The following is a 26064-nucleotide window of genomic DNA, read 5'->3' as shown; positions in this document are numbered from 1 at the left end:
ATCAGGCCACGGACCCTTCGAAGGACTTCATGCGTTCCAGGACGCCGTCCGCGGTCGGCGCGAGGATCTCGTCGACGAGCGCGCCGTCCTTGAGGAAGAGCACCCGGTCGGCGAAGGCGGCGGCGCCGGGCTCGTGCGTCACCATCACCACGGTCTGACCGAGGTCGTCCACGCTCTGCCGGAGGAACCGGAGCAGCTCCGCGGACGCGGTGGAGTCCAGCGCGCCGGTCGGCTCGTCGGCGAACACCACGTCAGGCCGCGTCACCAGGGCCCGCGCGCAGGCGACCCGTTGCTGCTGGCCGCCGGACAGCTGGCCGGGGCGGTGGTGCAGCCGGTCCCCGAGGGCCACCGCGGTGACGACCCTGTCCAGCGCGTCCATGTCGGGCTTGCGCCCGGCGAGGTCGAACGGCAGCAGGATGTTCTCCAGCGCGGTGAGCGTGGGCAGCAGGTTGAACGCCTGGAACACGAAGCCGACGCGGTCCCTGCGCAGATCGGTCAGCGCGTTGTCGCTCAGCCCGGTCAGCTCGGTGTCCCCGATCCACACCGAGCCCTCGTCGGCCTTGTCGAGACCCGCGACGCAGTGCATCAGCGTCGACTTCCCCGAGCCCGATGGGCCCATGATGGCGGTGAACTCCTGGCGTGTGAAACGCACGTCGACGCCCGCGAGAGCGGTCACCCGCGCGTCCCCTGACCCGTAGTGCTTGCCGAGCCCCGAGGCGCGGACCGCCGCTGTCGTCGTTCCCGAGCTGCGTGCCTTGTCTGTCATGACGGTGAGTGTGCGAGCGCGGACGCCTCCGCCGCGTCGCAGGAAAGTCCACGGTCAGGCCCCACTTAAGTCACGGGGGCGCTCAGCTTTCGTCGGGGTCGGGTACGGACGTGGGGCTGAGGACCGGTCTCCCGGGCGCCCTTACGCTCGGTGTGTGACACGACGTACGCCGAAGGACCCCGGGCCCGCAGCACGCGCACACCTGCGCCGATGCCTTGACCGCTGGGGACCGGCCCTGCTCTCGGTGTTGCTGGCGGTCGGCGCGTTCCTCCCTGTCGACAGCCGCCCGCTCCTCTCCGCATCGGGGGAGTCGGAGCACACGTCGTGGCCCGCGCTGATCCCGCCCGTGCTCATCGCGGTCGCCTCCGTGGTCGCCGTCCGGGTCCTGCCCGACGTGCGCTGGCCGGTCGTCGCGGTCGGCAGTGCCGCATGGGTGCTCGCCTCCGTCCCGGCCACGCTGTGCGTCGCGTCGTACGTCGTCGGCTCGACCGTGCGCCGACCGCGCCGGCAGATGACGTACGTGGCGGCGGGCGCTGCGGTCACGGTGCTGCCGACGGTCGTGGGCCTGGCCGTCGGGCTGTCGGGGTTCGTCTGGGGGGACCTGCTCTCCTCGCTGGGCGGTGCCGGTCTCTTCGTCTGGCTGCCCTTCGCCCTCGGGCTGTGGAACAGGGCGCGCAGGGACGTGCTGGAGACCCTGCACGAGCGGGCGGAACAGCTGGAGCGGGAGCAGGCGGCCCGCGCGGAACAGGCGCGCCTCCAGGAACGCGCCAGGATCGCCAGGGACATGCACGACGTGGTCGCCCACCGGGTGTCCCTGATGGTGCTGCACGCCGGTGCCCTGGAGGTCAACGCGAAGGACGAGGGGACCGCGCTCGGGGCGGAGCTCATCCGGACCACGGGACGGGAGGCCTTGAGTCAACTCAGGGACGTCATCGGTGTGTTGAAGGCCGCGGACGGCGAAGGCGTCGCCCTGGGGCCGCAGCCCACGCTGGTGGACCTGGAGCGGCTGCTCGACCAGTCACGGGCCGCGGGCATGACCGTCCGCAGACGCGACGAAGGCACCCCGCAACGGCTGCCCACCCTCCTGGAACACGCCGCGTACCGCGTGGTCCAGGAAGCCCTCACCAATGTGCACAAGCACGCCGGATCGGCCGGCACCGAGGTCGTCGTCCGCTACCACGACCGCGCGCTGGAGATCGCCGTGCACAACGAAGTCCCCTCGCGATCCGTGGAGTCGCTCCCCGGCAGCGGCATGGGACTGGTCGGCCTGCGCGAACGCGTCGAGCTGCTCGACGGCGAGTTCACCGCGCGGCCGAGGGTGGGCGGCGGCTTCTCGGTGCGGGCGCGACTGCCCCTTCCCCGGCCCGACGACACACCGGCGCACGACACCCCGCACGCCATGGAGGAACAGAAATGATCCGGGTCCTGATCGTCGACGACGAAGCGCTGGTGCGGGCCGGGCTGCGCATGATCCTGGCACCGGCCGACGGCATCGAGGTGGTCGCGGAGGCGGGCGACGGGGCCGAGGCGGTCACGGCGGTCGCAAGCTACCGCCCCGACGTCGTCCTCATGGACGTACGCATGCCCGGCATGGACGGACTGACCGCGCTCAAGGAACTGCGCCGCTCGCACAACGCCCCCGGCGTCATCATGCTGACCACCTTCGACCTCGACGACTACGTGCACACCGCGCTGCGCGACGGCGCGGCCGGGTTCCTCCTCAAGGACACCTCGCCGCGCGATCTCGCCGCCGCCGTGCGGACGGTCGACGAGGGCAGCGCGATGCTCACCCCGCGGATCACCAAGCGGCTGATCGACCGGTTCGCCGGACTGGAATCGGGGGAGTCCGCGAACGCGCGTGCGAGGCTCGCGGTGCTCACCGACCGCGAGGAGGAAGTGGTCCGCGCCGTGGCCAGGGGCCTCTCCAACGCCGAGATCGGCCGTGCGCTCGCCATGAGCGAGGGCACGGTGAAGTCCCATGTGAGCCGCGCCCTGGCCAAGCTCGGGCTCGCCAACCGGGTCCAGGTGGCGCTGCTCGTGCGCGACGCGGGGATGAGCTGAGGCCGGACCCGGCGCGGCGGGCTGCTCAGGCGGTGCAGTTCTTCTGGGCGTCCACGCGGACCTTTCGGCCGGTGAACTCCTCCAGGACGGCGATGTTCTCCGGGGCGTAGTTCGTCGCGGTGATCTTGTCGGCGTCCTTGCTGCCCAGCTTGCCGGTGTACGGCGCGGACTTCTCCAACCAGTAGGCGGTGCGCAGGAATTGGGTCAGGACCAGGTCGCGCAGCTTGGGCTCGGCCTTGATCTGCGCCCAGTACGTGGGGTGCTTGTCCTTCGCCACGCGCAGATAGAGCAGCAGGTACCGCAGGTTGGTGGCGGCGATGTCGCGGGCGTTACTGGCGCCGACGCCCTTGATGTACTCCTGGAGGACGGTGACCGCGGGCAGTCCGGTCAGCCCGGCGTTCTGCTCCGCGAGGACGCCCTGGAGTCGGTAGGACCCCTGCGTCGCGTCGCGCAGATAGATGTCGTCCATGGAGGAGCTGAGCTTGTCCTTGATCAGCGGCAGGATCTCCTTGCGCGGGAAGCCGCCGTGCACGGGCACCGTGAGCGCCTGCTGACCGCCGTTGATCCACGCCGCGATGCTGACGTCCCACCGGGTGCGGGACGGGTCGAGGTCCCACATGTGGGTCTCCTCGTGGATCGCCACCATCATCGACTCGGCGAACCCGTCGAAGCTCCGCTTGTCCACGAACTGGTCCCAGTACTGGTCGCCGGCCTGGGCGATCGCCAGCGCCTCCCCGCTGGGCCAGCGGCGCTTGTACATGGCCTGGAGGGTCCGCATCCAGTTCGAGGAGTTGAAGGAGGCCTTGAGGTCGCTGAGATCGGCGTTCGGCTGCGACGGTTCGTCGTAGCAGTAGGGCTCGGGGGCCGCGGCCTGTGCGGGACCGTCAGGCGCGGGGGCGGCGGCGACCGCGGTGCCCGAGCCGAGGGCCAGGACAAGACATGCGGTCAGGAGGCGGGCGGAGAGTCTGCGGCTCACGAGGACCCCTTCTCGAAGCGATCGCGCGGAGGGCGGCCGGCGACGGGAGCGGCACCCCCGTCGCCGACGGGCGACGGAAGCGGCACCTCGTCGCCACCGGGCGAGGGAAGCGATGCCTCGTCGCCACCGTGCGACGGGAGCGGCACCCTCCCGTCGCCCGCCCGTGGCGGGCAACCGCACCGCCCGTCGCCCGCCAAGCAACGTATTGCCCCAGGGACCCCCTGCCTAATGTCATGTACCCATAACATCGGGGTAGGGGTTCCCGGCCCGGACGGACCGGGACGGACTAGGTGGGACAGGGACGCCCGGACGTCAGGGGGCGACCGGGCAGGAACGTGGCATCGGCGGCCGAGGAAGTGTCCGCCGTCGCCGATGCGCTGGGCATCGGCGGGTTCGCGGTGATGGGCCACTCCGGCGGCGGTCCGCACGCACTGGCCTGCGGCGCGCTGCTGCCGGAGCGCGTGGTCGGCGTGGTCGGCGTGTCCGGGCTCGCGCCGTTCGGCGCCGAGGGGCTCGACTGGTTCGCGGGCATGAACGAATCCGGTGCCGCGTCGCTGCGCGCCGCGTCGGAGGGCCGCCTGGCGAAGGAGACCCACGAGTCGTCCGCCGCCTACGACCCGGCGATGTTCACCGCGGCGGACCATGCCGCGCTCGCCGCCGAGTGGTCCTGGTTCGGCGCCGTCGTCGGTCCCGCCATGGCGGCGGGTCCCGGCGGGCTGATCGACGACGACCTGGCCTACGTCTCCCCGTGGGGCTTCGACCCCGGGCGGGTGAGCGCACCCGTCCTCCTGCTGCACGGAGCGCAGGACCGGGTCGTGCCCAGCGCGCACAGCCAGTGGCTCGCGCGCCACTGCCCCACGGCGGAACTGCGGGTACGCCCGGCGGACGGCCACATCTCCGTGCTCGACGCCGGTGCCGACGCGCTGGACTGGCTCGTGGAGCACCGCGCCCGCTGATGCCCGCGGTGGGCGCCCGCGGTGGCGCCCGAGACGGAGGCCCGAGGTGGACGCCCGTGACGTCACGATTTCCCCTCCCGTCTCGTGCGACCTCTCCTGTCCCGTGCAACCTTTCGAGTCGCATGCGTGTCTTGCCGTCGATCAGGTCCTTGGGACCGGGGACCGATCCCCGCCTGCCGTGAGTGGGGCGGGGGAGTCGGCCCACTCCATCGACAGAGAAGGGCCCATGCACTACCGCCTCCGTACCGCCCCCGCCGTGGCCGTCGCTCTCGCAGCCGGCCTGCTCGCCGCCACCTCCGCCCATGCCGCGCCCGCCACTTCGCCCGGCGGACCGAGCGACGTGAACGGGGACGGTTACGGCGACCTCGTCACCGCGTCCGAGGCCGGTGTCTCGGGCGTACCGCGCGCGGGCGCGATCGTCGTGAACACCGGCTCGGTCGACGGAATCTCGGCGGGCCGCGTCCAGATCGTCACGCAGAACTCGGCCGGAGTCCCCGGTGCCGCCGAGGAGAACGACATGTTCGGATCGGCGCTCGCGACCGGTGACCTGAACGGTGACGGCTACACCGACGTCGTCGCGGGCACCCCGCACGAGACGGTCGACGGCGACGCGGACGGCGGCACCGTGGCCGTCCTGTGGGGTGCGAAGTCCGGGCTCTCCGGTGGTACGACGCTCGCCGATCCCGCGCCCGCCGCGCACGACCTCTTCGGCAACCGCCTCGCCGTCGGCGACTTCGACGGCGACGGACGGCCCGAGCTGGCCGTCGGCACCGGCGGCGACGACGTATGGATCTTCGACGGCGTGACGAAGACGGGCGCCGCGGGCCACCGCGAGCTGAGCACCGACATCGCGCCCGACGGCTCCGACTACTACCGCGCCCTGACGGCGGGGGACTTCGACGGTGACGGCAAGGACGACCTGGTCGTCGGTGGCCGCTACGACGAGGACGGCAGCTTCGACGGCGCCTCGCTCGTCTACCCCGGCGCGTCCGGCACCGCCACGGTCCTGCCGGACGAGGCCCACGCGGCCGCCACGGGGGACTTCGACGGCGACGGCAAGGACGACCTGATCGTCGGCTCGCCCGACGCCAACACGGTCACCGCCTACGCGGGTGGCGCCGAAGGCCTGACGACGTCCCGGCGGCGCACCCTCACCCAGGACAGCCCCGGCGTGCCGGGCGTCACCGAGTCCGAGGACGCCTTCGGCGAGGCCGTCGCGGCGGGCGACGTGGACGGCGACGGCTTCGACGACGTGGCGGTGGGCGTCGAGTTCGAGACCGTCGACTCGGTGGCCAACACGGGCGAGGTCGTCGTCCTGCGCGGCTCGGCCGACGGCCTCACCGGCACCGGATCGCAGGTGGTCCACCAGGGGAGTGCGGGGGTGCCCGGCGCGAACGAGCCGTACGACCGCTTCGGCTCCGCCGTGCGCCTGACCGACACCAACCGCGACGGCCGCGCCGACCTGGCCGCCGCCGCGCCCATGGAGAACACGAGCAACGGCGCGCTGTGGAGCCTGCGCGGTGCGGCCGACGGGATCAGCTCCTCGCACGCGGTGAGCTTCTCGGCGGCGACCGCGGGGCTCTCCAAGGAGCCGTACACCTACTTCGGCCGGTCGATGCCGACGAGCGCGTACTGATCCGAACGCGTACTGATCCTGACGTGTGCCGGTGCGGACGCACCGGCACACGTCACCCGGTGCGGTCTGGACAGCCGTGCGCCGATGGCAGACCCTGCGGACAGGCGCGCTCGCTCCACGCGCGTCGTGCGGGCGGGGTGCCCGGCGGGATCCATGGGATCGCGGCCCCGACCGCCGGGACGGGGGGTGGCAGATGACGGTGGACCGCAAGGATGCCGCGTTCTTCGAACGGCTGCGCGCCGAGGAGTTCGGGTATCTCGACGAGACCGGACAGGTCTATCTCGACCACACCGGCACCGCGCCGGTGCCACGCGGCCTCGCCAGGGCGCAGGCCGCGCGCCTCGGTGCCCAGGCGTACGGCAATCCGCACACCGAGAGCCCCGCGTCCGCCGCGTCGACCGCGCTCGTGGAGGAGGCCAGGCTCCGGGTCCTGAGGTTCCTCGACGCCGACCCGGCCGAGTACACGGTGGTGTTCACGGCGAACGCCTCGCAGGCCGTCAAGCTGGTCGCCGAGGCCTATCCGTTCCGCAGGGGCCAGGGCGCGCTGCTGCTCACGCAGGACAACCACAACTCCGTCAACGGCGTACGGGAGTTCGCCAGGGCCGCACGCGCGAAGGTGGGCCTCGTCCCGTTCAAGGGAGACGAACTGCGCGTCTCCGGTGCGGCGTTACGCAGGGCGCTCACCGGCCGGCACCGGGGGCTCTTCTGCTATCCGGCGCAGAGCAACTTCACCGGCGTACGGCATCCGCTGGAGTGGGTGGCCGGGGCGCGGGCGGCCGGCTGGGACACGCTCCTGGACGCGGCGGCGTACCTGCCGACCGGAAAGCTGTCACTGCGCAAGGTGCCCGCGGACTTCGTGGTCGCCAGCTGGTACAAGGTCTTCGGCTACCCGTCGGGCGTGGGCAGCCTGGTGGCCCGGCGCGACGCGCTCGCCCGGCTGCGCAGGCCCTGGTTCGCGGGCGGCACCATCCAGGTGGTCAGCTCCCGGGCGCACTGGCACCGCATGGCGCAGGCACCCGCGGCCTTCGAGGACGGCACGCCCGACTTCCACGCCATACCCCAGATCACGGCCGGACTCGACTGGTACGACGAGGTGGGCGCCGACGCGGTGGCCGAGCACGTCACCGTGCTGACCGGGCGTCTCCTGAAGGCACTGGCCGGACTCCGGCACCCGGACGGCAGGCCGCTGGTCCGCGTCTACGGCCCGCGCGGCACCGAGGCGCGCGGCGGCACGGTCGCGCTGAACGTCCTGGACGGCCGGGGCAGGGTCGTCGACGAGCGGATCGTGGCCCGCGAGTGCGCGGCGGCGGGCATCTCGGTACGCACCGGGTGCTTCTGCAATCCGGGCGCGGGCGAGGAGGCCTTCGCCATAGCGCCGCGCATGTTGCGGCGCACGGGTCCGGGGCGGTGGCGCGCCGAGACCATCGACGGGTACATCCAGCGCCTCGGCCTGCCGTCCGGCGGCGCCGTGCGCGTCTCGCCCGGCATCGCGAACGTGGCGTCGGACATCGACAGGTTCGTCGACTTCCTGCACGCCACCTTCGCCGCCGCCACGCCCTTCAGGGGCGAACTGGCGCCGCGTCTGACGTGCTGAGCCGGTGCGCCGACGTCGGACAGCGCCGCCGCAGCACCAGCCAGGCGGCGGTGAGCAGCACGACGGCGCACCCGGCGAGGATCACCCAGCCCACCCACGCCGGGTGGCCGAAGCTGTCCCCGTAGGAGCCGAGCAGCGTCCGGCCCTCCGCGCTGCCGCCCCGCCACAGCGTCTCCAGATCGGCGCCGGAGCCGAGGGCCTCGAACGCCCACCGGTTGGTCATCGCGAAGCTGATCCAGCGCCCGCCCGCCGCCATGTCAGGCACCGGCACGAACGCCCCCGAGAAGAGCACCTGGGGAAAGCAGAGCAACGGCAGCACCAGGGCGGCCTGGCTCGGCTCCGAGACGAGCGCCGAACAGCACAGGCCGAGCGCGAGCGCGGCGAACGAGGCGAGCGCCGTCGTCGCGAACAGTGAGGCGTGGACGGCCGGTTCGGCCGCGGGCAGTCGGTCGAGGGCGCGCAGCACCACGAGCAGCAGCGCGTCGGCGAGCAGCAGGACGGGGCCGAGGACGGTGAGCTTGGCCAGCAGATACGGCCACAGCCGCAGCACGGTCCTGCGCTCCCGGCGCACCACGGCCAACTCGCCGCAGATCTGCGGGAGTCCGTAGGCGAGACCGAAGAAGAACGCGCCGAACGCGATCCAGAACAGCACCATCGCGGAGGCGGCGGGCGAGGGATGCACGGGATCGAAGACACCCGGACGGAACAGCAGCGCGAACATCGCGATGATGACCAGCGGCGAGCCGACGGTGATGGCCGCGGTCAGCCGGTCGTGCCGCAGCAGCCGCAGATCGCGGCCGGTCAGCACCGCCCACTGGCGCAGCCGGCCGGTCGCGGGCGCGAAGCGGGCGGCGGCGGTGGGCGCGGCCGGTGACGGCGGCGCGAGCTCGCCGCCCGACGGCGTCTCCACGGAGTACAGCGCCTCGAAGGTGCCGTCGGGGGACAGCTCGGCCAACGCGGCAGGCGTCCCCGACGGGCCGGGGCGGCCGTTCGGTGCGATGAACATGACCTGGTCGCAGTGGTGCAGATCGGCGGGCGTGTGCGTGGTGAAGACGACGGTGACGCCCTTGGCCGCGAGCCCGGTCAGATACCGCGTCAACTGCGCCCCGGCCAGCGGGTCGAGCCCCGAGGTCGGCTCGTCGAGGAAGAGCAGCCCCGGCCGGGAGAGCAGCTCGATCGCGATGCTCGCCCGCTTGCGCTGCCCGCCGCTGAGCGTCCGCACCGGCTGCTCCGCGGCCTCCGAGAGCCCCAACTCTGCCAGCACGAGCGGCACTTCACCGGGGTCGGTGCCGCGCAGCCGGGCCGCGTACTCCAGGGCGACGCGCAGCGGCAGCGCGCGGTGCACGATGTCGTCCTGCGGTACGAAGCCGTAGCGCGGCGCCCGCTCGCCGCCGCCTGCCGCCCGGACCGACACCTGGCCGCGCCGGGGTATCCGGAGCCCGGCGAGCACTTCGAGCAGCAGCGTCTTCCCTGCGCCGCTGCCGCCCGCGATGCCGAGGACCTGCCCCGGGGCGAGCGTCGGCACGTCGATGCCGGACAGCGCCACACCGCCGCCCGGCAGGACCAGTTCGACCCCGCGCGCCGAGAGCTCCACCCCCGGCTGTTCCCCGGTCGTCACCATGTCGCGCCCCTCCCGTCCCCGCCGCCCGTCGGCCCCCTGGACCTGCCCGTGCGCACGGACGCCTACGCCATGGGCCAGGTCATGGTCTCTTGCGCGGCAGGGAACCGCAGGCGATCGCGTACAGCTCCTTGGCCGCGCCCACGAGACGCTGGCCGACGGGCCACACGGCCCGCAGTGCCCGGTGGGCCTCGAAGTCCTGGACCGTGACCGCCGTCAGCGATCCGGCGACCAGTTCACGATGGACCGCGAGCGAGCTCAGCACCGCCGCGCCCGCCCCGCCCGCCACCGCGTTCTTGATGGCGGTGTTCGACGACAGGTCGAGCAGGACGCTGGGCTGCCAGGCGGGCACCCGTGTCACGAGGGCGGACTCGAAGATCGCGCGCGTCCCGGAACCGGCCTCCCGCTGGATCAGCGCGGCCTTCGCCAGCTCGTCCACGGTGATCGCGGACCGTCTGGCCCAGGGATGCTGCGGCGCCACGATGGTCAGCAGCCGGTCCCGCGCCACGACCCGCGTCTCGAACTCCGCGGCGGTCCGCGGCCCTTCGACGAATCCGATGTCCGCGCGTCCGGCGAGCACGGCCTCACCGGCCTCCTGGGAGTTGCACGCCATCAACGTCACGGTGGTGTCCGGACTCTGCTCCCGCAGGGCCGCGAGCCACCGCGGGAACAAGTAGTCGGACACGGTCTGGCTGGCCGCCACCTTCAGGTGCGACTCGCGCTGCGACCGCAGCGCGACGGCCCCCGCGTCCAGACGGTGGGCCGCGTCGACCACGTGCTGGGCCCACGCGGCGATCAGCTTGCCCGCGGGCGTGGGCCGCGAACCGCGCGAGGATCGCTCGAGGACCGGTACGCCGACCAGGCTCTCCAGTAGCCGGATGCGGGCGCTGGCGGAGGGCTGGCTGATGGAGTGGACCTGCGCGGCCCGTCCCAGACTGCCGAGTTCCACGACGCTGAGCAGCAGGTCGAGAGCGGCGAGATCCGGGATGCGAGTGGACAACGGCATGGAGCTTTTCCCAAGGGGTCGAGGTGTGTCGAGGTGTAAGGGCCATCGGCGGCTGCGGGCCGTCAGCGCCGGAGGAGCGCGACGCGGTGCGTGATCGCTTCCATGCCCACATGTTCAAGTCGGTGTCACGCAACCGGTAGTGGGCATTCCGTTTATGGGTCATAGCCGGGGCCTATGGCTCGGGCCGATAGGCGCGGGCTATGCATGCATCGCTTCAGGGTCTCTACCGGTGTGCACCGCCCGGCTGAAGGCTGAGGCCAAGAGCAAGATCACCAAGGCGTCAGTGAGGGAGACCGGACGATGACATCCAAGATCGAAGCGGCGGCAGCGGCAGCGGCGGCGGCACAGGCGGCCGGGGCCCACCTGCCGGCCGGCGTGGCATCGATGGTGAACGATCACCTGGGCGGCTCCGCGGACGCCGAGCGGTCCGGTACGGCCGACGGGCGGGCTGATGAGGGCCGAGCGCATGGCAGGGACCGGACGGCCGGGCAGGACAGTGCGAGCGGGCTGGACCGCGTGAACGACAGTGGCCGCAACGACAGGGGCCGGACGGACGGCGGGGGCCTGATGAATGGCAGGGACGACAGGGACGAGTACGGGAGGGAGGGCCGGCGAGCCTGACGGGCCGACGAACGGAGCGGAGGGGTCGCTGCGCCGTTCCGCGCACCGAGCCCCCGCGCATGGGTCGAACGCCCCTGCGCGGGGGCTTCGTGCCGCGCGGCTGGTCGCGGAGGGGCTCGTCGGCGCGGCGCCGACGAGCGAGATGGTGAGTGAGGAAGAGCGCGGATGCTCGTTTGGTGGGAGACGCTGCCCGACAGCGCACGGCGGCAATGGACCCTGGATCCGTTCGTGAGCGTGGGTCCGCTGCGCTTCGGGATGAGTCCCGAGGAAGTGACCGGGGCCTTGCGGGAGTGCGCGACCGGCGTGCGGCAGTACACGCGGCCCGTGCTGGCCGAGGGCCGGTACGGATCGGTGCGGGGTGACTGCCGGGAGTTCGGGCTGATGCTCTTCTACGGCCCCGGGGGCGGGTTGCAGGGCATCTCGGTCGACGCCCTCAAGGGTCCCCAGGTCGCCGCGGCGGGGCGGGGGTTGGTGGGCCGTGCGCCATCCGGGCTTGAGCAGTGGATGATCAACCGTTCCGAGCGGCGCAAGCCCGATCTGGAGCTCATCTATCTGGAGCCAGGACTCCTCGGATCGCGGACCCTGGGGGTGGTGATCGCCTTGCAGCGTACGGGTGACCGGCTGCTCTCCCGGCCGGTGTTCCTGCCGTCCGAGGCCATGGACGACCCCTACTTCTTCCTCCCGGCGGAGGCGTGGCCCACCCGCTGAACCGGCTCCGGGCGATCCGGTCAAAAGTGCTGCTTATGAGGTCATAGGGGCATAGGTGCTACTCAAGGGTCAGAGCCTCCGGTGAGGGTGGGAGCGTTCCCCATCACTACGGATGAACTGGCAGTTCCTTGAAACGCATGCGCATGGCGGTACTGGCCGCCGTCTCGATAGCCGGTCCCACGATCCTGGCCGCGACGCCCGCGGCGGCGGAGGAGATGAGCCCGCCGTCCCTCTCCCTGCCGGATCCCGACCCGGAGTCCGGGGAGTCCGGAGAGCCCGGGGAGTCCGGGGAGTCCGGAACCTCGACGCGGGAAGCGGCTGCGGAGGAGCCGACGGCGAAGAGGTCGGCCGGGGATCCCTCGGCGACGAAGGTGCCTTCGGCCCCCGCCCTCGCTCCCGTTCACGAGCAGTCTTCCCCCGCGGCGCCCGAGCACCGGGCGTCGCCGACCGAGGGTGCTTCGCCCGACGCGGCTGCGCCCGACGCGGTGCCGACAGATAGGGCCGTCGAGGGCAGACCCAAGACCGCGGGAGCGGGACGGGCCGGGGAGCGGAAGGAGGCCACCCTGCGCACGACGCTGACCGGAGTCCCGGACACCTTCGTGGCGGGTGGCGATTGGGGGGAGTTCACCTTCGTACTGGAGAACCGCACGGGGCGCGACATCAGCGGGACCGAGTTCACCGCGCGGGCCGAGGTGATCACGGCCCACCCGGGTGCGTCCCTCGTCCCTGGGGACATGAGCCTTCAGTTGCTCGTCGGGGGCACGTGGCGCGATGTCAGCCTCGAGATCGCTGGCAGCGTGGATGACGTGTACGGGCTGCTGCCTCTGGACGACCTTCTCCTGCCCCCGGGGCAGACCGACTTCCGGATGCGGCTGCGGTTCGTCTCGGACGCTCCGCTGACGACGTTCTACATCTGTGTGCGGCCGGACACGGACCACGACGATGATCCCATCGACGAATGGGCGGAATCGCAGATCGTACGCCCCGAGAACCCGGACCCGGAGCCCGCGCCTGACCCCGACCCGGAGCCCGCCCCCGACCCGAACCCTGAGCCCGCGCCCGATCCCGCACCCGATCCGGATCCCAAGCCCGCGCCCGACCCTGCGCCGGATCCCGCGCCCGATCCCGAGCCCGCGCCGGTTCCCGACCCCGGGTCCGCACACGTGCCTGCCCCCGTCCCCGGCCCGGGGACTCCCGGCACTGCCCCGGTCTCGGAACACTCCGCGGCCCTGGGAGCACCGCAGGCGCACGCCCCGGCCGGCGCCCCCGCCACGCCCCACGGCCGTGAACTGGCGAGGACCGGCAACGACGCCGCCACGAGCTGGGCCCTCGGCGCGGGCGGCACCCTGCTCGCTCTGGGGGCCACCCTCGCCGTCGCCGGCCGCGCCCGCAGGGGCCGCGAGGAAACGTGACGGGGCCCTGAGGCGGCCAAGGGGGCGTGAGCTCCCGACCTGAGGAAGCGGGTGGCTTCGTACATGCTCGGAGGACATGCTCCGAGGACATCCTCCAAGGAGGACATGGACGAAGCCACCCGCAGGCGGTCGCTCGCCATCGCCTAGAACGTCTGGCCGCCCGGCAGTTGGGGCCGCAGCCGTGCCCTCGGATGCCACTGGACGGGAGTGAACGTGTCGGGGTGCGCGTGGGCCCAGTCGACCACCCAGGAGGCGGGCGGGCTGACGAGGAGTTCTCCGTGGTCGAGCCATTCGTAGAGCTCGAAGTAGGAGCAGGTGATGCCGGTGTCCATGCGGCGCCGGAGCATGCCGGGGTGCAGCTCGTCGGGGTGCTGGATCCCCAGCGTGGCCATGATCTGCTGGGCGCTGCGCGCGGTCGCCTGCTGGTAACGCCGCACGCGCTGCGCCTTGTCGCCCACGTGCAGGGCCCGCGCGCGCCGGGAGTCCTGGGTGGCGACGCCGGTCGGGCAGTCGTTGGAGTGGCACTGCTGGGCCTGGATGCAGCCGATGGCGAGCAGCATCGCGCGTGCCGAGTTGGTGAAGTCGGCCCCCTGGACGAGCCGGCTGACGATGTCGCCGCCCGTGGCGATCTTGCCGCTGGCGCCCACCTTGACGTGTTCGCGCAAGCCGGTGCCCACCAGGGCGTTGTGCAGGGTGATCAGGCCGTCGGTCAGCGGCATGCCCAGCTGGTCGGTGAATTCGAGGGGCGCCGCACCGGTCCCGCCTTCGGCTCCGTCGACCACGATGAAGTCCGGAGCCGATTCTTCCGCCAGCATCGCCTTGCAGAGGGCCAGAACTTGGTGGCGCGACCCGACGCACAGCTTGATGCCGACGGGCTTGCCGAGCGAGAGGGTACGCAAGTAGGCGACGAAGCGGACGAGTTCCCTGGGGGTGCGGCAGTCGGGGTGCCAGGCCGGCGACGCGACGGTCTCCCCGGGGGCTACGCCCCGTGCCCTGGCGACCTCCGCGTTCACCTTGGCGCCGGGCAGCACGCCGCCCATGCCCGGCTTCGCGCCCTGCGACAGTTTCAGCAAGATGCATTTCACGTGGGTCTGGGAGGCGGTCGTCGTGAACTGCGCGGCGTCGAAGCGCCCTTCGGGCGTACGGCAGCCGAAGTAGCCGGTCCCGATCTGCCAGATCAGGTCGCCGCCACCGGCCAGATGATGCTCGGACAGACCGCCCTCACCGGTGTCGTGGGCGAAGCGGCCCTGGCGCGCTCCCTCGTTCAAGGCGCGGACCGCGTTGCCGGAGAGCGCCCCGAAGCTCATCGCGGACACGTTCAGGAGCGCCATGTCGTAGGGCTTCAGGCAGTCCGGACCGCCCACGCGCACGGTGAAGGGTGTTTCGACGACCGGCTCGGGCGCCATCGACGTCACGAAGAACTCGTGGCCGGTGGAGTAGACGTCCCGCTCGGTACCGAAGGCCTTCTGCGCCGATTCGCCCTTGGCCCGCTGGTACACAAGGCTGCGCACATCGCGCGAGAACGGCCGGCCGTCCAGACTCGACTCGATGAAGTACTGCCGGACTCCCGGGCGCAGCCGCTCCATCCAGAAACGCAGATGCCCCAGCAGGGGATAGTTCCGCAGGACCGCGTGGCGCCGCTGGCACATGTCGCGGAGGCCGCGGAGGGAAAGCGCCGAGAAGACCGCAGACGCCGTCCACCACCACGGCGATACGGAAACGGCGAGCAGGCTGCTCAGTACGGCGATGGCGACCACCCCGAGAAGGGCGGAATACCGGACCGTGTAGGGGAAGGGTTTCATGGGTGTGATTCAGTCCTCGTCGGACGGATAGGGACATCCACACCTTTCCGCCGTGCCCGCACGACGCGGAAGACCGCTTCGGGCTATGGGTCCATAGGCGTTTCTCCCGCTTTCCCTTCAGGCGCCGGAAATGATGAGCCGTACGAGGAACGAGGCGACCTCGGCCCGGTCGAGCTGGACGAGGGAGCGGCGGGCGGGCCCGCTGTTCAGGAAGAACAGCAAGGCGAAGCCGAACGGCTGGACGGTGACGCCGCCCCTGGTGACGGAACCGGTCAGGCCGTCGAAGAGCGCACCGCGGGAGAAGCTCCAGGTGTCGATCTCGCGGGCCTGCTCGTCGACGCAGGAAAGACGTATGGACCAAGGCTCGTCGGCACGGCAGGACGCGGTCACCAGGACGTCGACGGGCCGCTTGCCCGGGGCCGTGCGATGGCCGGCGAAGATGGTCTGCGCGCACGCTTTGGGCACGGTGGTTCTCCCTCCACGGGGATGAATGCTCGGTACCGGCAGTTGGTTCGACGGCGGTTGATCCGGCGGCAGTTGATCCGGCGGCAGTTGATCCGATGCCGGCCGGTCTGGCGGCGGTTGATCCGGTGGTGGGTCAATGGAGCGTCCAGGCTTCGGCGGGGAGATACCGCAACGGCGCTTCCATGCCCTCGGCGGGGAGGAACACCGGCCGCGTGAGCAGCCGGTCGCCCGCCCGCTGCACGCAGATCACCACGCCGAGGCTCCGCGACGCGGGCTCACCGAGATTGACGTAGAAGAGCTCGGTGAAGGGCTCGTGGTCCTCGGCGCGCTCGATCATCCATTGCTCGATCACGGAGGGTGTCCGCCCGACCAACGCCATTCCGTCCGCGAGGATCTGAGGGCCTTTCAGGGCGTCGGCCGAGATTCCCCGGAGTCTTTCGTCGAGGCCGTAGTGGAATGTCAGCCCCAGACCCCAGCATTCCCCTCTGACCGTGCCGTACGTGTTCCGTGACAAGGCCGCACGCGTGTGGTGCTGGGGATTCGCCGTGATGCCGCCGAGCGCCGCGGTCACCTCGCCAGGGCGCATGCCGAAACGCAGTGGGCCGACGCGCTCGAACGGTTCCAGCAGCCACTGCCGCCGGTCGCCGTCCGGCACTACGTCCCACACATTCCACCTGTCGAACATGGGCGCAATCCTTAGCATTCGATGCCGTGTGTCCAGCTTTGTGGCCAGCCTTGGGGCGAACGACGTGCCGGGGTAGAGGCATCCTGTTGATGCGCCCATAGCCGGTCCCTATGGCGGCCGTGCCAGGAGAACGCGCGGAGGTATATCCCAGGGTGCAGAAGCGGATCCCTCTGCGGAGCGACGCGGTCACCCGCCACAGTCGGAGAGGCTGTTGAGCAGGCAGGCGGGAAGAAGGAAAGAAGAACGGGAAGGAAGAGAAAGGCCGCATGGAAGCGATCAAGTCGCCGGACTGGAACGTCGTGGGAATTCTGGGGGCCGCGCGGGGCGCGAGGCCGGACGCCGGGGCGGCGACGGGCACCGAGCATCTCCTCGCGGGGCTCACCACGGCCAAGGGGCCCGCCCGCGGAGCACTCGCGGCCCAAGGGGTCACCAGGACCGTGCTGCTCACCGTCCTGCGGGACAGGGCGCACGGGGACGACGCCTGGAGCGCCGACGACGACTCGGCGACGACCGTCGTCTCGAAGGACGTCCTGGGGGAGGACGGCGACGGGCGCAGCCACTTCACGGGCGCCGCGGCCCGAGCGCTGACCTCGGCGATGACGCACGCGCGGCGGGAAGGCGCGAAGAAGTTCGGCGCGGAACATCTGCTGCGGGGGCTGCTGGAGGAGGACAACCGGGCCGTGGAGCTGCTGGCCGCCTGCGGTCTCACCCCGCAGGCCGTGGGCGAGGGGCTAGATGGCGGCCCCGAGGGCGACCCCACGAGTGGCCCCGGCGGCGAGGAGGACAGCCTAGGCCCGCTCCTGCACGCCACCCGCGACATGCTCCTCGGCCGCGACCACTACCGCCGGATGCCGCTCTGGACGCGCTGGACGGTTCGGTTCAGCGGCATCAACTGGGCTTCCCTGCCGTCCAGTTGGGTCAGGCTGGAGACCTACGAGCAGGCGCGGCGGCTCGGTGACGACGTGGTGGGTACGGAGCACGTGCTGCTCGCGGTCCTTGCCACCCACGAGGTCGCGCGCACGTATCCGCATCTGGCGCGCGAGAGCGCCCCTGGCCACGAGGCCCGGTACTCGGGCGGCGAGCGCCTCGCCCGCCTGGGCATCGACCACGCCTCGGTGTACGGCGCGCTGACCGCCGGTGCCGGCGCCCGCCTGACGGCCGACGCGCGGTCGGTCGAGGAGTACGTCGGCGAGGAGCCGGGCCCGAACCTGGAGAGTTCGACGGATCCGGGCACCGGCCCCCTGGTCGAGACCCTCCTGAGCGAGGAGACCCGGGCCCGACAGCTGATCGAAGCGCTGACCGGCACGGGCGGTGCCTGACCCCGGGGCGGCGTGCCTCCCGAGGCGGCCCTACACGTGACCCTTGCGCCACTCCCCGAACAGCAACCGGCCCAGATACAGACCGCCCAGGGCCATGGTCCACACGCCGACCGGCAGTTTCTCGAAGACGGGCGAGTTCTGCGCGGCGACGTCGGCCAGTACGAGCAGCAGCGCCCCGGTCAGCACCGAGAGGGCGAGATGCGGGCCGGTGCCGCGGGTGAGGCGTCTGGCGATCTGCGGTGCCGTGAGCGCGATGAAGGAGATCGGGCCCGCGGCGGTCACCGCACCGGCCGCCAGCGCGATGGAGAGGACCACGCTCCAGGTGTGGGTGCGGCGCGGATCCGCGCCGAGCGAGGTCGCGGCGTCCTGCCCGAGCTCGGCGGCCGCCAGCGGGCGCGACAACGCCAGGGCGAGGGGCGCGCAGACCAGCAGGACCAGTCCCGCCGTGGTGGCATCGCTCCAAGACCGCGCCGTCAGGCTGCCGTTGAGGTAGGAGCTGAGCACGGTGGCCTGATCGCGTTCGATCGCGTACACGATGTACTGGATGAACGCGGTCGCCATCGCGGTCACGGCGACGCCCGCGATGACCAGACGCGTGGGGTTCCTGAAGCCGGTGCCCGTGGAGACGTACACGAGCGCCATGGCCAGGACGGCGCCGCCAAGCGCCCCGAAGGCGATCGGCACGGACGGCATCAGCAGGGCGACCAGCGCCGCACCGGCCCCGGCACCGGGCGCGATGCCGATCACGTCGGGGCTGCCCAGGGGATTGCGCGTCACCGTCTGGAACAGGGCCCCGGACAGACCGAAGGCGCCGCCCGCCGCGAGCGCCACCACGAGTCGCGGGCCGCGCAGCCTGTCCAGTACGAAGGCGTCGATGCCGGCGCCCCGGCCGGTGAGCGTGTCCGGCAGGGCGGCGAGCGGGATCCCCAGACGTCCGACGGTCAGCGAGAGCACGCAGGCGCCCACGAGCAGCACGGCGAGGCACACCCCGGCCCACAACACACGGGCCTGCACCCGCAGATGGACGCGCGTGCCGAGCTTGAGGTGGCGCCGGCCCGGGGCAAGGCGGGGCGCGTGGCGCGACGGGACGACACTCACGAGACGGACCTCATCCGACGAACGGCCAGCAGCAGCACGGGGGCACCGGCGAAGGCCGTGACCACGCCCACCATCAACTCCTGCGGGCGGACCAGAACGCGGCCGACGACATCGGTGAAGAGCAGGAGGACGGGGCCGATCAGGGCGCCGCAGGCGAGTTGCTTGCGCAGATCGACGCCGACCAGGGCGCGGGCCAGATGCGGAACCGCGAGCCCGACGAAGGCGATGGGCCCGGCGGCCGCCGTGGCGGCGGCGCTCAGCAGCGTGGCGGTGAGGAGGCCGGCGGCCTTGACGCGCACGGGGTGCGCGCCGAGCGCGGCCGCGGTGTCCTCGCCGAGCGCCACCACGTTCAGGCTCCGCGCCAGGAGGGCCGCGACGGCCAGGCCGAGGGCGGTGAGCGGGACGACGGTCCACACCGCCTCCCAGGTCCTGCCCGTGAGCGCCCCGACGACCCAGAACCGGTAGTTGTCGAAGGTCTGCGGGCGGCTCAGGGTGACCGCCTGGATGAACGCGGTGAGCACCGCGGTCAGGACCGCGCCGCCGAGCACGAGCCGCACCGGGCTCACCCGGCCGCCGACCATGCCGATCAGGTAGACGAAGCACCCCGTCAGCAGGGCGCCGGGGAGCGACCAGAACAGGATCTGCATCTGGCCGCTCGCCCCGAGGAACGCGGTGGCGGCGACGACACCGGCGGCGGCGCCGGTGTTGACGCCGAGCAGGCCGGGCTCGGCGAGCGGATTGCGGGTCACGGCCTGCATGAGGGACCCGGCCACGGCCAGCGCGCAGCCGACCACGATGCCAAGGACCGTACGCGGGTACCGGCTCTCCACCACGGTGGTGGCGTAGTCGGACCCGCCCACGGTCACGGCGTGCCACACCTGGCCGAACTCCAGGGTCTTGCTGCCCACGGCGACACTGGCGAAGCACGCCGCGGCGAGCGCGGCGGCCAGCACGAGGAACAGCACGGGCAGCGGAAGCCGTGCGTGCCTCGCGCGCTCCCGGCCGGCAGGACCGCGGCCGGGGCCGCGTCCTGCCGTGGCGCCGCCCGGAAGGCGGCGCGTCGTCTCGACGTCTCCCACCGCGCTGCTACTTACCGGCCTTCGGGAGCACCTTGTCGATGAGCGGCAGGTACCGCTCGATGCTCCACGGGACCGTCAGCGGGTTGAGCATGGAGGAGGCCGTCACGAACGAGTTGTCCGCGCTGTACACCAGGGCGCCCTTCTTCACCGCGGGCATCGCCGCGTACAGCGGCTGGGACTCGATCTCCTTGCGGTTCTTGGGGTCGCTGTAGAAGGTGAACAGCAGATCGCTCTTGTTGAGCTTGTCCGCGTTCTCGAGACCGATCAGCGACGAGTCCGTCCCCTTGGTCTCCTTGAACGTCTTGACCACCGGATCGACCTTCAGGCCGAGGGACTTGACCATCTCCACGCGCTGCTCGGTCGGGCTGAACACGCCGAGGGTGCCGGGGCCGGAGTTGTAGATGTAGGAGAACTGGTACTTGGCGTACTGCGGACGCTTCTTGGCCGCGGCGGCGAGCTGATCCTTGATGGTGCCGATCAGTTCGGTGCCCTTGTCGGGCTGGCCGAGCGCCTTCGAGATCAGGTTGATCTGCTGGTCCCAGTCGGTGCTCCACGCCTTGTCGGGATAGGCGACGGTGGGGGCGATGTCCTTGAGCACGTCGTACTGCTTGGCCGTGATCCCGGACCAGGGCGCCAGGATGACGTCGGGGCGCAGCTCGGTGATGGCCTCGATGTCCAGCTGCTCGCCGCCCTTGAACTGCTTGGGCAGCTTGTCGCCCTTCTTCTTCACCGCCTCGTGGACCCAGGGCAGGTAGCCGCTCTTGTCGCTGCCCCAGGCGTACTCCTCGACGCCGACCGGGGTGGTGCCCAGCGCGATCGCGGTCTCCGCCGAGCCCTGGCCCAGCGTCACGATCCGCTTGGGCTCGCTCTTGATGGTCGCGGTGCCGAGCGCGCTCTTGATGGACACCGGGTAGGCGCCGTCGGCGGATTTGCCTGCGGACTCGTCCTCTTCGGCGCTGTTGCCGCACGCACCGGCCAGAAGCACCAGGCACAGGGCGGCGGGGACGGCGACGAGGCGTCGCGTGGAGAAGCGGCGCGCAACAGACATGCTGAGTCCTTCGGCTTCGAGGGCAGGGCAAGCAGGTGCCGGTGGCGTGGTAAGGAGCCGTTCCGGCACAAGGAGGTTAGGTTAACCTATCCTAAGAATTATTGGATCTTCTTCGGGTGGTGCACTCACCGGCCATCCGGCGGTTCGCTCAGACGCCGGCGGGCGCCAAGTCGGCGCCGTCGAAAGGCGGGTAGCTCTCGGCGCCCGTACGCTCCGCCGCGCTGATGTAGGTGGTGAGGGCGTCGCGGGACTGGGTGAGCGTGGCCATCTGATCGTTCAGCCGCTGCAGCCGTGACCGCATCGCGGCCAGCAACTCGGGGCACCCGGGCAGCTCCGGGGCCTCGCCGAGCGCACACGGCAGGACGTACGCGATGTCCTCGGACGACAGTCCCGCACCGAGCAGGTGCCGGATCTGCCGCACGCGCAGCACCGCGCTCTCGTCGTACTCGCGATAGCCGTTGGAGCCGCGGTCCGCGTCCAGCAGCCCCTGGGCCCCGTAGTAGCGCAGTTGATGAGTGTGGACTCCCGTCCGACGACTCAGTTCCCCGATCCGCATCGCACCTCGCTTGACCTTCACACCGGTATGAACGTTGACGATGTTGCCATGACCGACAGCGACGAAACACCCGTGACCATCATTGGACTCGGCCTGATGGGCCAGGCGCTCGCCGGCGCGTTCCTGAAAGCCGGACATCCCACCACCGTGTGGAACAGGACCTCCGCCAAGGCCGACCAACTGGTCGCCGACGGAGCTCAATTGGCCCCGACCGTGGGCGCCGCCCTCAAGGCGGGCGAACTGACGGTCATCTGCGTGACCGATTACCCGGCCCTGTACGAGCTGCTCGGCGCGCACGAGGCCGAGTTGGCCGGCGCGACGCTGATCAATCTGACCTCGGGCAGCTCGGAACAGGCCAGAGAGGCCGCCGCATGGACCGGGCGGCGCGGCGCCCGCTATCTGGACGGCGCCATCATGGCCATCCCTTCGGTCATCGGCACCGCCGACGCGATGATCCTGCACAGCGGCCCGCAGCCGGACTTCGAGAGCCACGCGACGACGCTCGGAGCGCTCGGCACGGTCACCTACCTGGGCGCGGACCACGGGCTCGCCTCGCTGTACGACGTGGCGGGCCTGGCCATGATGTGGAGCGTCCTGAACGCCTGGCTCCAGGGCACGGCCCTGCTCGCGACGGCCGGTGTCGACGCCGCGACGTACGCACCCTTCGCACGCGAGATCGCCACCGGCGTCGCCGCGTGGCTGCCCGGATACGCCGAGCAGATCGACGCCGGAGCCTTCCCCGCCGAGGTCTCCGCCCTGGAGACCGACGCACGGGCGATGGAGCACCTGATCGAGGAGAGCGAGGCGGTGGGTGTGAACGCCGACCTGCCGAAACTGCTCAAGACCATGGCCGACCGGGCCATCGCGGCGGGACACGGCGGTGAGCAATACCCCGTACTGATAAAGGAGTTCAGCAAGCCGTAGCGTGACGGGCCGAGGGCCCGGCGGCGCCCGCCCTGCCCCCGGGACTCACCAGGGCAGGGCGCGCGCCAACAGCTCGACCAGGTCGTTGGTGGCGTCGGCGGCGCCGAGGGCCGCGGATGCGCCGAGTGCGAGGACCAGCGCGGCGATCACTCGGAGGTTCGGTGGCGGGGACGTCCTGAGCGCCGCTATGCGCCGGGTGACGGTGTGGTCGGTGAAGGCCAGCCTGTCGGCCGGGCGCGTGCTGTGGGCCGTGAGGGCCGCCCTGGCCAGGGCGCGCGCGGCGGTGCCCCGGTCGCCGACGGCGTGCGCGGCGTGCTCGTCCGCCCAGCGCTCGATGAGGAACGCGACCGTCGTGTGCAGGCGCTTCAGCAAGGGGTTCGCCGCGGAGGCGAGTGCGGTGGCCACCGACAGGAGCGCGTGGTGGTGGGTGAGATGGGCGCGCTCATGGGCCAACAGGACGCGGCGCTCGGCGGGTTCGAGCGCGTTGAGCATCGCGGAGCTGGCGAGGATGCGGCCCGGGGCGCCGGGAACGGCGAAGGCCTCGGCGACGGCCGAGTCCACGACGATCAGTTCGGCGTCGGACGGATGGCTCTCGCACAGCCGCCGCTGGGCGCGCCGCAGGGCGTGCTGGGCGCGCAGGACCCGCTGGAGGCGGTACGCGACGAGGGCGAGGACCAGGACGGCGGCGTACGCGACGGTCTCGGGGACCGGCTCGGCCAGGCGCCGGCCGTCCTGGCGGGCCTGCGCCTCGACGGGCGGGGTCTCGGTGATGAGCGTCGCCGAGAGCAGCAGCAGCGCCCACGTGGTGGACGCCGCGGAGAGGACGGCGGCGAGCGTGAGCGCGCGCGTGGCGGGTGCGGGCGCCAGGTACCTGCCGATGGCGGGGCTGATCGCGGCGAGCAGCGCGGACAGGACGAGAGGCACGTACACGTCGATCCTCATGGGCGGCTCCCGTCGAGGAAGTCGCGCAGCGCGCGCTCCTCGTCCGCGCTGAGTCCGGTGACGAACTGCTGGAGCGCGGCGATGGGGTCAGGGCCGCGGTCCAGGGCCTGGTGCATGGCCTCCGCCGTGCTCTCGGCGGCGTTCTTCGCCGGGCGGTAGGCGCCCCGACGGCCGTGGGCGTCGCGGATGACGAGACCTTTGTCGTAGAGGCGCCGGAGAATGGTGTGCACCGTGTTGTACGCGAGGCCGTCGCCGAGCTCGGCCTGGACCTCGCCCGGCGTCAGAGGCGCGTCGGTGGCCCACAGGGTGGCCAGGACCTCGCTCTCCAGCTCGCCGGCGCTGCGTCGTTCGGGTCTGCCTCGGGGGACCGTGCCTGCCATGGCTCCACCTTACGGCGCGTAGGGTCGGATGCGGCCCGGCCGACGGCGCGAAGTGCGGTGGCCCGGCGGAAGCGCGGGTGGCAGCGGATCGAGAGGTTCTCCCCGACCGTGAAGTACGGCTTCACCCAGACGTCTTCGGCGCGCTGCGGCGGATAGGCGTAGCTGGCCTTCCTGCCTCTCGCACCGCCGAAGTGCCTGCCCAGACGCAGCCGGTCGCCGCCGGCGTCGGGGGAGAGGTGGAGATCCCAGATCCACTCGCGTGCGACACCGGGAATGCCCGCGCACTCGATGCCGGGGCGGGCGGCCAGGGGGCGCAACGGGATGCCCACCTCGAAGCGGGTGCCGAACCCGCGCGCGGGCAGGCGGAGTTCGGTGCCGCCGCCCCTGATCTCCAGTACGAGGTCGGCCTGTTCGGCCTCGGTGCCGGTGAGGGACATCCGCAGCAGGATCTGTCCGTCGCCCGGCCGGATCTCCATGACCTCCGCGCGATGAGGCCCCGGCGTGCAGGGCACGGCATGCGGAAGCGTTTCGCGCATGACCGCCCCTCCTTTCGCTCTCCCGGCCTACCCCTACGCCTTGTAGGGTGAGGGAACCCTACAGCTTGTGGGGTGAGGGGGTGGGTGGTGATGGCCGCATTCACCGGCGCGGTGTTCTCCCGGACCGCGGTGTTCTCGCGGGGCGGACGGCGGCAAGCGCCCGATACGGGGTCCGCGGGTGACGGGGGAGAGGAGCACGGGGGCGGGCTCATGTGGGTGGTGAGCGCGTTCGTCGTAGCCCAACTGCTTTTGGTCGCGCACGGGTTGGGCCTCGGCTGGGATGAGACGGTCTACGTCAGCCAGGTCGGCCCGCAGGCACCGGCGGCGTACTTCAGCGCACCGCGCGCTCGCGGCGTCTCCCTGCTGGTGGCCCCGGTCGCCTCCTGGTCCACCTCCACCACGCTGTTGCGGGTGTATCTGGCGCTGCTGTCCGGACTCGGCCTGTATCTCGCCCTGCGGGTCTGGCGCGGCCTCCTCGCGCCACGGACACTCGCGCTGGCCGCCGCCCTCTTCGCCTCGCTGTGGGTGACGGTCTTCTACGGCCCGCAGGCGATGCCGAACTACTGGGTCGCGGTAGGTGCGTTGGTGACGGTCGGCTGCTTCCTGCGGGCTCAGCGCGACCGCCACGGCCGGGGTGACCGCCACGAGCAGGCTGACCGCCATGGCCAGGCCGGCCGGGGCGGCTCCGCGGCCGAGTGGGGGATGGCGGCGGGCGCGGCTCTGATGGCGCTGATGCGGCCGACCGACGCGGTGTGGGTCTGCCTGCCCCTGGGCATCGCCCTGGTCGGCGTACGCCGCTGGCGCTCGTGGCGCCTCCTCGCGGCGTTGGCCGGGGGCCTCGCGGCGGGGGCCGCGCAGTGGATCGTCGAGGCCTATCTCCACTACGGCGGCCCGATGGCCCGGCTGGCCGCGGGGTCCCGGATCCAGGGCGGCCTCGGGTGGCACCTCGCGGTGGACGACCAACTGCGCGGCCTCGGCGGTCGCCCCCTGTGCCGCCCCTGCACCGGGCCCCTGCCCGATGTGCCCCTGGTCGCCTGGTGGTTGGCTATCCCGGCCCTCGCGGCGTGCGCCGTCGTCGTGGCGCTGAGGCGGCGACGCGCGGCGGCGCCGGTCCTGACGCTGCTCTGCGCGGGCTCGGCCGCGGTGCCCTACCTGTTCCTCATCGGCTACGCGGCGCCCCGCTTCCTGCTCCCCGCCTACGCGCTGCTCGCCGTGCCGATCGCGGACGTGCTCAGTCACCTGGTGGGCGGCGCGAGCGAGGCCCGGCGCCCGCTCGTCGTGCTGCTGGTGGCCCTTGGCCTCGCCGGTCATCTCGCCGTGCAGTACGCGGTGTTGGAGGACGTCGTGGACCGCACCGACGCCGCCGGCAGCGGCTACGCCCGAGCCGCCGCCGAGCTGCACCGCCTCGGCGTACGACCCCCGTGCCTGCTCACCGGGCACGACGCCATCCCGATCGCGTACTACGCCGGATGCGCGTCAGGCCACACGCACGGGCACAACGCCAACATGACGCGCGCGGCCGTCATCCGCGCCGCGCGGCACACCCCCGTGGCCGCCCTCGCCGAACAGGGCGGCGACCCACCCGGCTACGCCAAGCACTGGCGGCAGCACGGCCTCGGCCCGCTGACGGCCTCGGTCGCTCCACCGCGGTAGCGGCCGTACGGGAGGGTGTCCGGCCGGAGGGTACTCAGGTCAGTCCGCGACCCACCAGCCGGAGAGCTTCGCGGGGAGGGCCGAGCGTGTGGCTCCGCCCACCCCGTGTACTCGCACTCGGACGTCGGAGTCAGCGTCAGGGTCACGGTGCCCTGGTCGGGGTGGACCCAACTGTTCTCCACCGACCCGCGGCCCGGCCGGTTCCAGCCGAACGAGCGACGTG

At 72.0% G+C, this 26064-nt stretch carries 25 protein-coding genes; 11 read left to right on the top strand and 14 right to left on the bottom strand.

Features of this window, described 5'->3' with window-relative positions; genetic code table 11:
* Position 1: 1 nt before the first annotated feature.
* Positions 2-766 carry an ABC transporter ATP-binding protein gene (locus tag ACIO9J_RS02895; RefSeq protein ID WP_401991474.1) on the bottom strand — a complete coding sequence of 255 codons (765 nt, stop codon included), beginning with the start codon at positions 764-766 and terminating at the stop codon, positions 2-4.
* A 154-nt stretch (positions 767-920) separates the two neighbouring features.
* Here ACIO9J_RS02895 and ACIO9J_RS02890 point away from each other — a divergent pair, with 154 nt between their 5' ends.
* Entirely contained in the window at positions 921-2183 is a 1263-nt protein-coding gene (locus ACIO9J_RS02890) for a sensor histidine kinase (RefSeq protein WP_401991472.1), read from the top strand.
* The gene (locus ACIO9J_RS02885) at positions 2180-2827 is read left to right on the top strand and encodes a response regulator (RefSeq protein ID WP_401991469.1); all 648 of its coding nucleotides are present in this window, start codon (positions 2180-2182) and stop codon (positions 2825-2827) included. Before ACIO9J_RS02890 ends, ACIO9J_RS02885 begins: the two co-directional genes overlap by 4 nt.
* A gap of 25 nt (positions 2828-2852) precedes the next feature.
* Here the strand turns inward: ACIO9J_RS02885 and ACIO9J_RS02880 are convergent, their stop codons facing one another.
* Positions 2853-3803 carry a hypothetical protein gene (locus ACIO9J_RS02880; RefSeq protein WP_401991466.1) on the bottom strand — a complete coding sequence of 317 codons (951 nt, stop codon included), beginning with the start codon at positions 3801-3803 and terminating at the stop codon, positions 2853-2855.
* A 290-nt stretch (positions 3804-4093) separates the two neighbouring features.
* Between ACIO9J_RS02880 and ACIO9J_RS02875 the strand changes: the two genes are divergently transcribed.
* The 3 genes from ACIO9J_RS02875 to ACIO9J_RS02865 all read left to right on the top strand — a co-directional run bounded on the left by ACIO9J_RS02875 (position 4094) and on the right by ACIO9J_RS02865 (position 7989).
* Positions 4094-4759 carry an alpha/beta fold hydrolase gene (locus tag ACIO9J_RS02875; protein ID WP_401991463.1) on the top strand — a complete coding sequence of 222 codons (666 nt, stop codon included), beginning with the start codon at positions 4094-4096 and terminating at the stop codon, positions 4757-4759.
* Positions 4760-4985: 226 nt separating this feature from the next.
* Positions 4986-6395 (top strand): VCBS repeat-containing protein, encoded by a 1410-nt coding sequence (locus ACIO9J_RS02870; protein ID WP_401991460.1) that lies wholly within the window; start codon positions 4986-4988, stop codon positions 6393-6395.
* A 193-nt stretch (positions 6396-6588) separates the two neighbouring features.
* On the top strand, positions 6589-7989 hold the full coding sequence (locus ACIO9J_RS02865; RefSeq protein WP_401991457.1) for an aminotransferase class V-fold PLP-dependent enzyme: 1401 nt from the start codon (positions 6589-6591) through the stop codon (positions 7987-7989).
* On the opposite strand, the gene ACIO9J_RS02860 is transcribed toward ACIO9J_RS02865, so the two are convergent.
* Both ACIO9J_RS02860 and ACIO9J_RS02855 read right to left on the bottom strand, forming a co-directional pair.
* Positions 7955-9610, bottom strand: a complete 1656-nt coding sequence (locus tag ACIO9J_RS02860) for an ABC transporter permease (protein WP_401991454.1) — start codon at positions 9608-9610, stop codon at positions 7955-7957. The two genes, ACIO9J_RS02865 and ACIO9J_RS02860, sit on opposite strands and share 35 nt — an antisense overlap.
* 79 nt (positions 9611-9689) lie before the next feature.
* Entirely contained in the window at positions 9690-10613 is a 924-nt protein-coding gene (locus ACIO9J_RS02855; protein WP_401991451.1) for a LysR family transcriptional regulator, read from the bottom strand.
* A 300-nt stretch (positions 10614-10913) separates the two neighbouring features.
* Between ACIO9J_RS02855 and ACIO9J_RS02850 the strand changes: the two genes are divergently transcribed.
* The 3 genes from ACIO9J_RS02850 (at position 10914) to ACIO9J_RS02840 (ending at position 13354) form a co-directional block, all read left to right on the top strand.
* On the top strand, positions 10914-11234 hold the full coding sequence (locus ACIO9J_RS02850) for a hypothetical protein (RefSeq protein WP_401991449.1): 321 nt from the start codon (positions 10914-10916) through the stop codon (positions 11232-11234).
* A 165-nt stretch (positions 11235-11399) separates the two neighbouring features.
* Entirely contained in the window at positions 11400-11942 is a 543-nt protein-coding gene (locus ACIO9J_RS02845) for a hypothetical protein (RefSeq protein WP_401991446.1), read from the top strand.
* A 137-nt stretch (positions 11943-12079) separates the two neighbouring features.
* A complete protein-coding gene (locus ACIO9J_RS02840) occupies positions 12080-13354 on the top strand; it encodes a hypothetical protein (protein WP_401991443.1) in 1275 nt (424 codons plus the stop codon).
* Between the two features lie 143 nt (positions 13355-13497).
* On the opposite strand, the gene ACIO9J_RS02835 is transcribed toward ACIO9J_RS02840, so the two are convergent.
* The 3 genes from ACIO9J_RS02835 to ACIO9J_RS02825 all read right to left on the bottom strand — a co-directional run bounded on the left by ACIO9J_RS02835 (position 13498) and on the right by ACIO9J_RS02825 (position 16306).
* Entirely contained in the window at positions 13498-15156 is a 1659-nt protein-coding gene (locus ACIO9J_RS02835) for an FMN-binding glutamate synthase family protein (protein WP_401991440.1), read from the bottom strand.
* Between the two features lie 117 nt (positions 15157-15273).
* Positions 15274-15621, bottom strand: coding sequence for an SsgA family sporulation/cell division regulator (locus tag ACIO9J_RS02830; protein ID WP_401991438.1), 348 nt, complete (start codon positions 15619-15621; stop codon positions 15274-15276).
* A gap of 133 nt (positions 15622-15754) precedes the next feature.
* Positions 15755-16306: a hypothetical protein gene (locus tag ACIO9J_RS02825; RefSeq protein ID WP_401991435.1), complete on the bottom strand. Its 552-nt coding sequence runs from the start codon at positions 16304-16306 to the stop codon at positions 15755-15757.
* A 266-nt stretch (positions 16307-16572) separates the two neighbouring features.
* Here ACIO9J_RS02825 and ACIO9J_RS02820 point away from each other — a divergent pair, with 266 nt between their 5' ends.
* Complete coding sequence (locus tag ACIO9J_RS02820; RefSeq protein WP_401991432.1) at positions 16573-17625, top strand: Clp protease N-terminal domain-containing protein; 1053 nt, start codon at positions 16573-16575, stop codon at positions 17623-17625.
* Between the two features lie 30 nt (positions 17626-17655).
* Here ACIO9J_RS02820 and ACIO9J_RS02815 read toward each other — a convergent pair whose 3' ends face one another.
* The 4 genes from ACIO9J_RS02815 to ACIO9J_RS02800 all read right to left on the bottom strand — a co-directional run bounded on the left by ACIO9J_RS02815 (position 17656) and on the right by ACIO9J_RS02800 (position 21406).
* Positions 17656-18723: a FecCD family ABC transporter permease gene (locus ACIO9J_RS02815; protein WP_401991429.1), complete on the bottom strand. Its 1068-nt coding sequence runs from the start codon at positions 18721-18723 to the stop codon at positions 17656-17658.
* Positions 18720-19685: a FecCD family ABC transporter permease gene (locus ACIO9J_RS02810; protein WP_401993021.1), complete on the bottom strand. Its 966-nt coding sequence runs from the start codon at positions 19683-19685 to the stop codon at positions 18720-18722. Before ACIO9J_RS02810 ends, ACIO9J_RS02815 begins: the two co-directional genes overlap by 4 nt.
* A gap of 124 nt (positions 19686-19809) precedes the next feature.
* Positions 19810-20850 (bottom strand): iron-siderophore ABC transporter substrate-binding protein, encoded by a 1041-nt coding sequence (locus ACIO9J_RS02805; RefSeq protein WP_401991426.1) that lies wholly within the window; start codon positions 20848-20850, stop codon positions 19810-19812.
* A 148-nt stretch (positions 20851-20998) separates the two neighbouring features.
* The gene (locus tag ACIO9J_RS02800; RefSeq protein WP_401991423.1) at positions 20999-21406 is read right to left on the bottom strand and encodes a MerR family transcriptional regulator; all 408 of its coding nucleotides are present in this window, start codon (positions 21404-21406) and stop codon (positions 20999-21001) included.
* 48 nt (positions 21407-21454) lie between these two features.
* Between ACIO9J_RS02800 and ACIO9J_RS02795 the strand changes: the two genes are divergently transcribed.
* Complete coding sequence (locus ACIO9J_RS02795) at positions 21455-22330, top strand: NAD(P)-dependent oxidoreductase (RefSeq protein WP_401991420.1); 876 nt, start codon at positions 21455-21457, stop codon at positions 22328-22330.
* 45 nt (positions 22331-22375) lie between these two features.
* Here ACIO9J_RS02795 and ACIO9J_RS02790 read toward each other — a convergent pair whose 3' ends face one another.
* The 3 genes from ACIO9J_RS02790 to ACIO9J_RS02780 are packed head-to-tail and all read right to left on the bottom strand — an operon-like array spanning position 22376 to position 24188.
* A complete protein-coding gene (locus ACIO9J_RS02790) occupies positions 22376-23272 on the bottom strand; it encodes a M56 family metallopeptidase (RefSeq protein WP_401991417.1) in 897 nt (298 codons plus the stop codon).
* Positions 23269-23652: a BlaI/MecI/CopY family transcriptional regulator gene (locus ACIO9J_RS02785; protein ID WP_401991414.1), complete on the bottom strand. Its 384-nt coding sequence runs from the start codon at positions 23650-23652 to the stop codon at positions 23269-23271. The genes ACIO9J_RS02790 and ACIO9J_RS02785 overlap by 4 nt, the downstream gene beginning before the upstream one ends.
* Positions 23553-24188 carry a hypothetical protein gene (locus ACIO9J_RS02780; RefSeq protein ID WP_401991411.1) on the bottom strand — a complete coding sequence of 212 codons (636 nt, stop codon included), beginning with the start codon at positions 24186-24188 and terminating at the stop codon, positions 23553-23555. The genes ACIO9J_RS02785 and ACIO9J_RS02780 overlap by 100 nt, the downstream gene beginning before the upstream one ends.
* Positions 24189-24278: 90 nt before the next feature.
* Between ACIO9J_RS02780 and ACIO9J_RS02775 the strand changes: the two genes are divergently transcribed.
* Positions 24279-25841 carry a hypothetical protein gene (locus ACIO9J_RS02775; protein WP_401991408.1) on the top strand — a complete coding sequence of 521 codons (1563 nt, stop codon included), beginning with the start codon at positions 24279-24281 and terminating at the stop codon, positions 25839-25841.
* The last annotated feature ends 223 nt before the right edge of the window (positions 25842-26064 follow it).

The sequence above is a fragment of the Streptomyces sp. NPDC087300 genome, from assembly GCF_044744425.1.
GTDB lineage: Bacteria > Actinomycetota > Actinomycetes > Streptomycetales > Streptomycetaceae > Streptomyces.
This window is presented reverse-complemented; position numbering and strand designations above follow the sequence as displayed.

Bases quoted from the DNA above. Each gene is read 5' to 3' on its own strand.
- ACIO9J_RS02895 (WP_401991474.1), bottom strand. From the start codon at position 766: ATGACAGACAAGGCACGCAGCTCGGGAACGACGACAGCGGCGGTCCGC.
- ACIO9J_RS02885 (WP_401991469.1), top strand. From the start codon at position 2,180: ATGATCCGGGTCCTGATCGTCGACGACGAAGCGCTGGTGCGGGCCGGG.
- ACIO9J_RS02870 (WP_401991460.1), top strand. From the start codon at position 4,986: ATGCACTACCGCCTCCGTACCGCCCCCGCCGTGGCCGTCGCTCTCGCA.
- ACIO9J_RS02865 (WP_401991457.1), top strand. From the start codon at position 6,589: ATGACGGTGGACCGCAAGGATGCCGCGTTCTTCGAACGGCTGCGCGCC.
- ACIO9J_RS02860 (WP_401991454.1), bottom strand. From the start codon at position 9,610: ATGGTGACGACCGGGGAACAGCCGGGGGTGGAGCTCTCGGCGCGCGGG.
- ACIO9J_RS02855 (WP_401991451.1), bottom strand. From the start codon at position 10,613: ATGCCGTTGTCCACTCGCATCCCGGATCTCGCCGCTCTCGACCTGCTG.
- ACIO9J_RS02850 (WP_401991449.1), top strand. From the start codon at position 10,914: ATGACATCCAAGATCGAAGCGGCGGCAGCGGCAGCGGCGGCGGCACAG.
- ACIO9J_RS02845 (WP_401991446.1), top strand. From the start codon at position 11,400: ATGCTCGTTTGGTGGGAGACGCTGCCCGACAGCGCACGGCGGCAATGG.
- ACIO9J_RS02840 (WP_401991443.1), top strand. From the start codon at position 12,080: ATGCGCATGGCGGTACTGGCCGCCGTCTCGATAGCCGGTCCCACGATC.
- ACIO9J_RS02835 (WP_401991440.1), bottom strand. From the start codon at position 15,156: ATGAAACCCTTCCCCTACACGGTCCGGTATTCCGCCCTTCTCGGGGTG.
- ACIO9J_RS02825 (WP_401991435.1), bottom strand. From the start codon at position 16,306: ATGTTCGACAGGTGGAATGTGTGGGACGTAGTGCCGGACGGCGACCGG.
- ACIO9J_RS02820 (WP_401991432.1), top strand. From the start codon at position 16,573: ATGGAAGCGATCAAGTCGCCGGACTGGAACGTCGTGGGAATTCTGGGG.
- ACIO9J_RS02805 (WP_401991426.1), bottom strand. From the start codon at position 20,850: ATGTCTGTTGCGCGCCGCTTCTCCACGCGACGCCTCGTCGCCGTCCCC.
- ACIO9J_RS02800 (WP_401991423.1), bottom strand. From the start codon at position 21,406: ATGCGGATCGGGGAACTGAGTCGTCGGACGGGAGTCCACACTCATCAA.
- ACIO9J_RS02795 (WP_401991420.1), top strand. From the start codon at position 21,455: ATGACCGACAGCGACGAAACACCCGTGACCATCATTGGACTCGGCCTG.
- ACIO9J_RS02790 (WP_401991417.1), bottom strand. From the start codon at position 23,272: ATGAGGATCGACGTGTACGTGCCTCTCGTCCTGTCCGCGCTGCTCGCC.
- ACIO9J_RS02785 (WP_401991414.1), bottom strand. From the start codon at position 23,652: ATGGCAGGCACGGTCCCCCGAGGCAGACCCGAACGACGCAGCGCCGGC.
- ACIO9J_RS02780 (WP_401991411.1), bottom strand. From the start codon at position 24,188: ATGCGCGAAACGCTTCCGCATGCCGTGCCCTGCACGCCGGGGCCTCAT.
- ACIO9J_RS02775 (WP_401991408.1), top strand. From the start codon at position 24,279: ATGGCCGCATTCACCGGCGCGGTGTTCTCCCGGACCGCGGTGTTCTCG.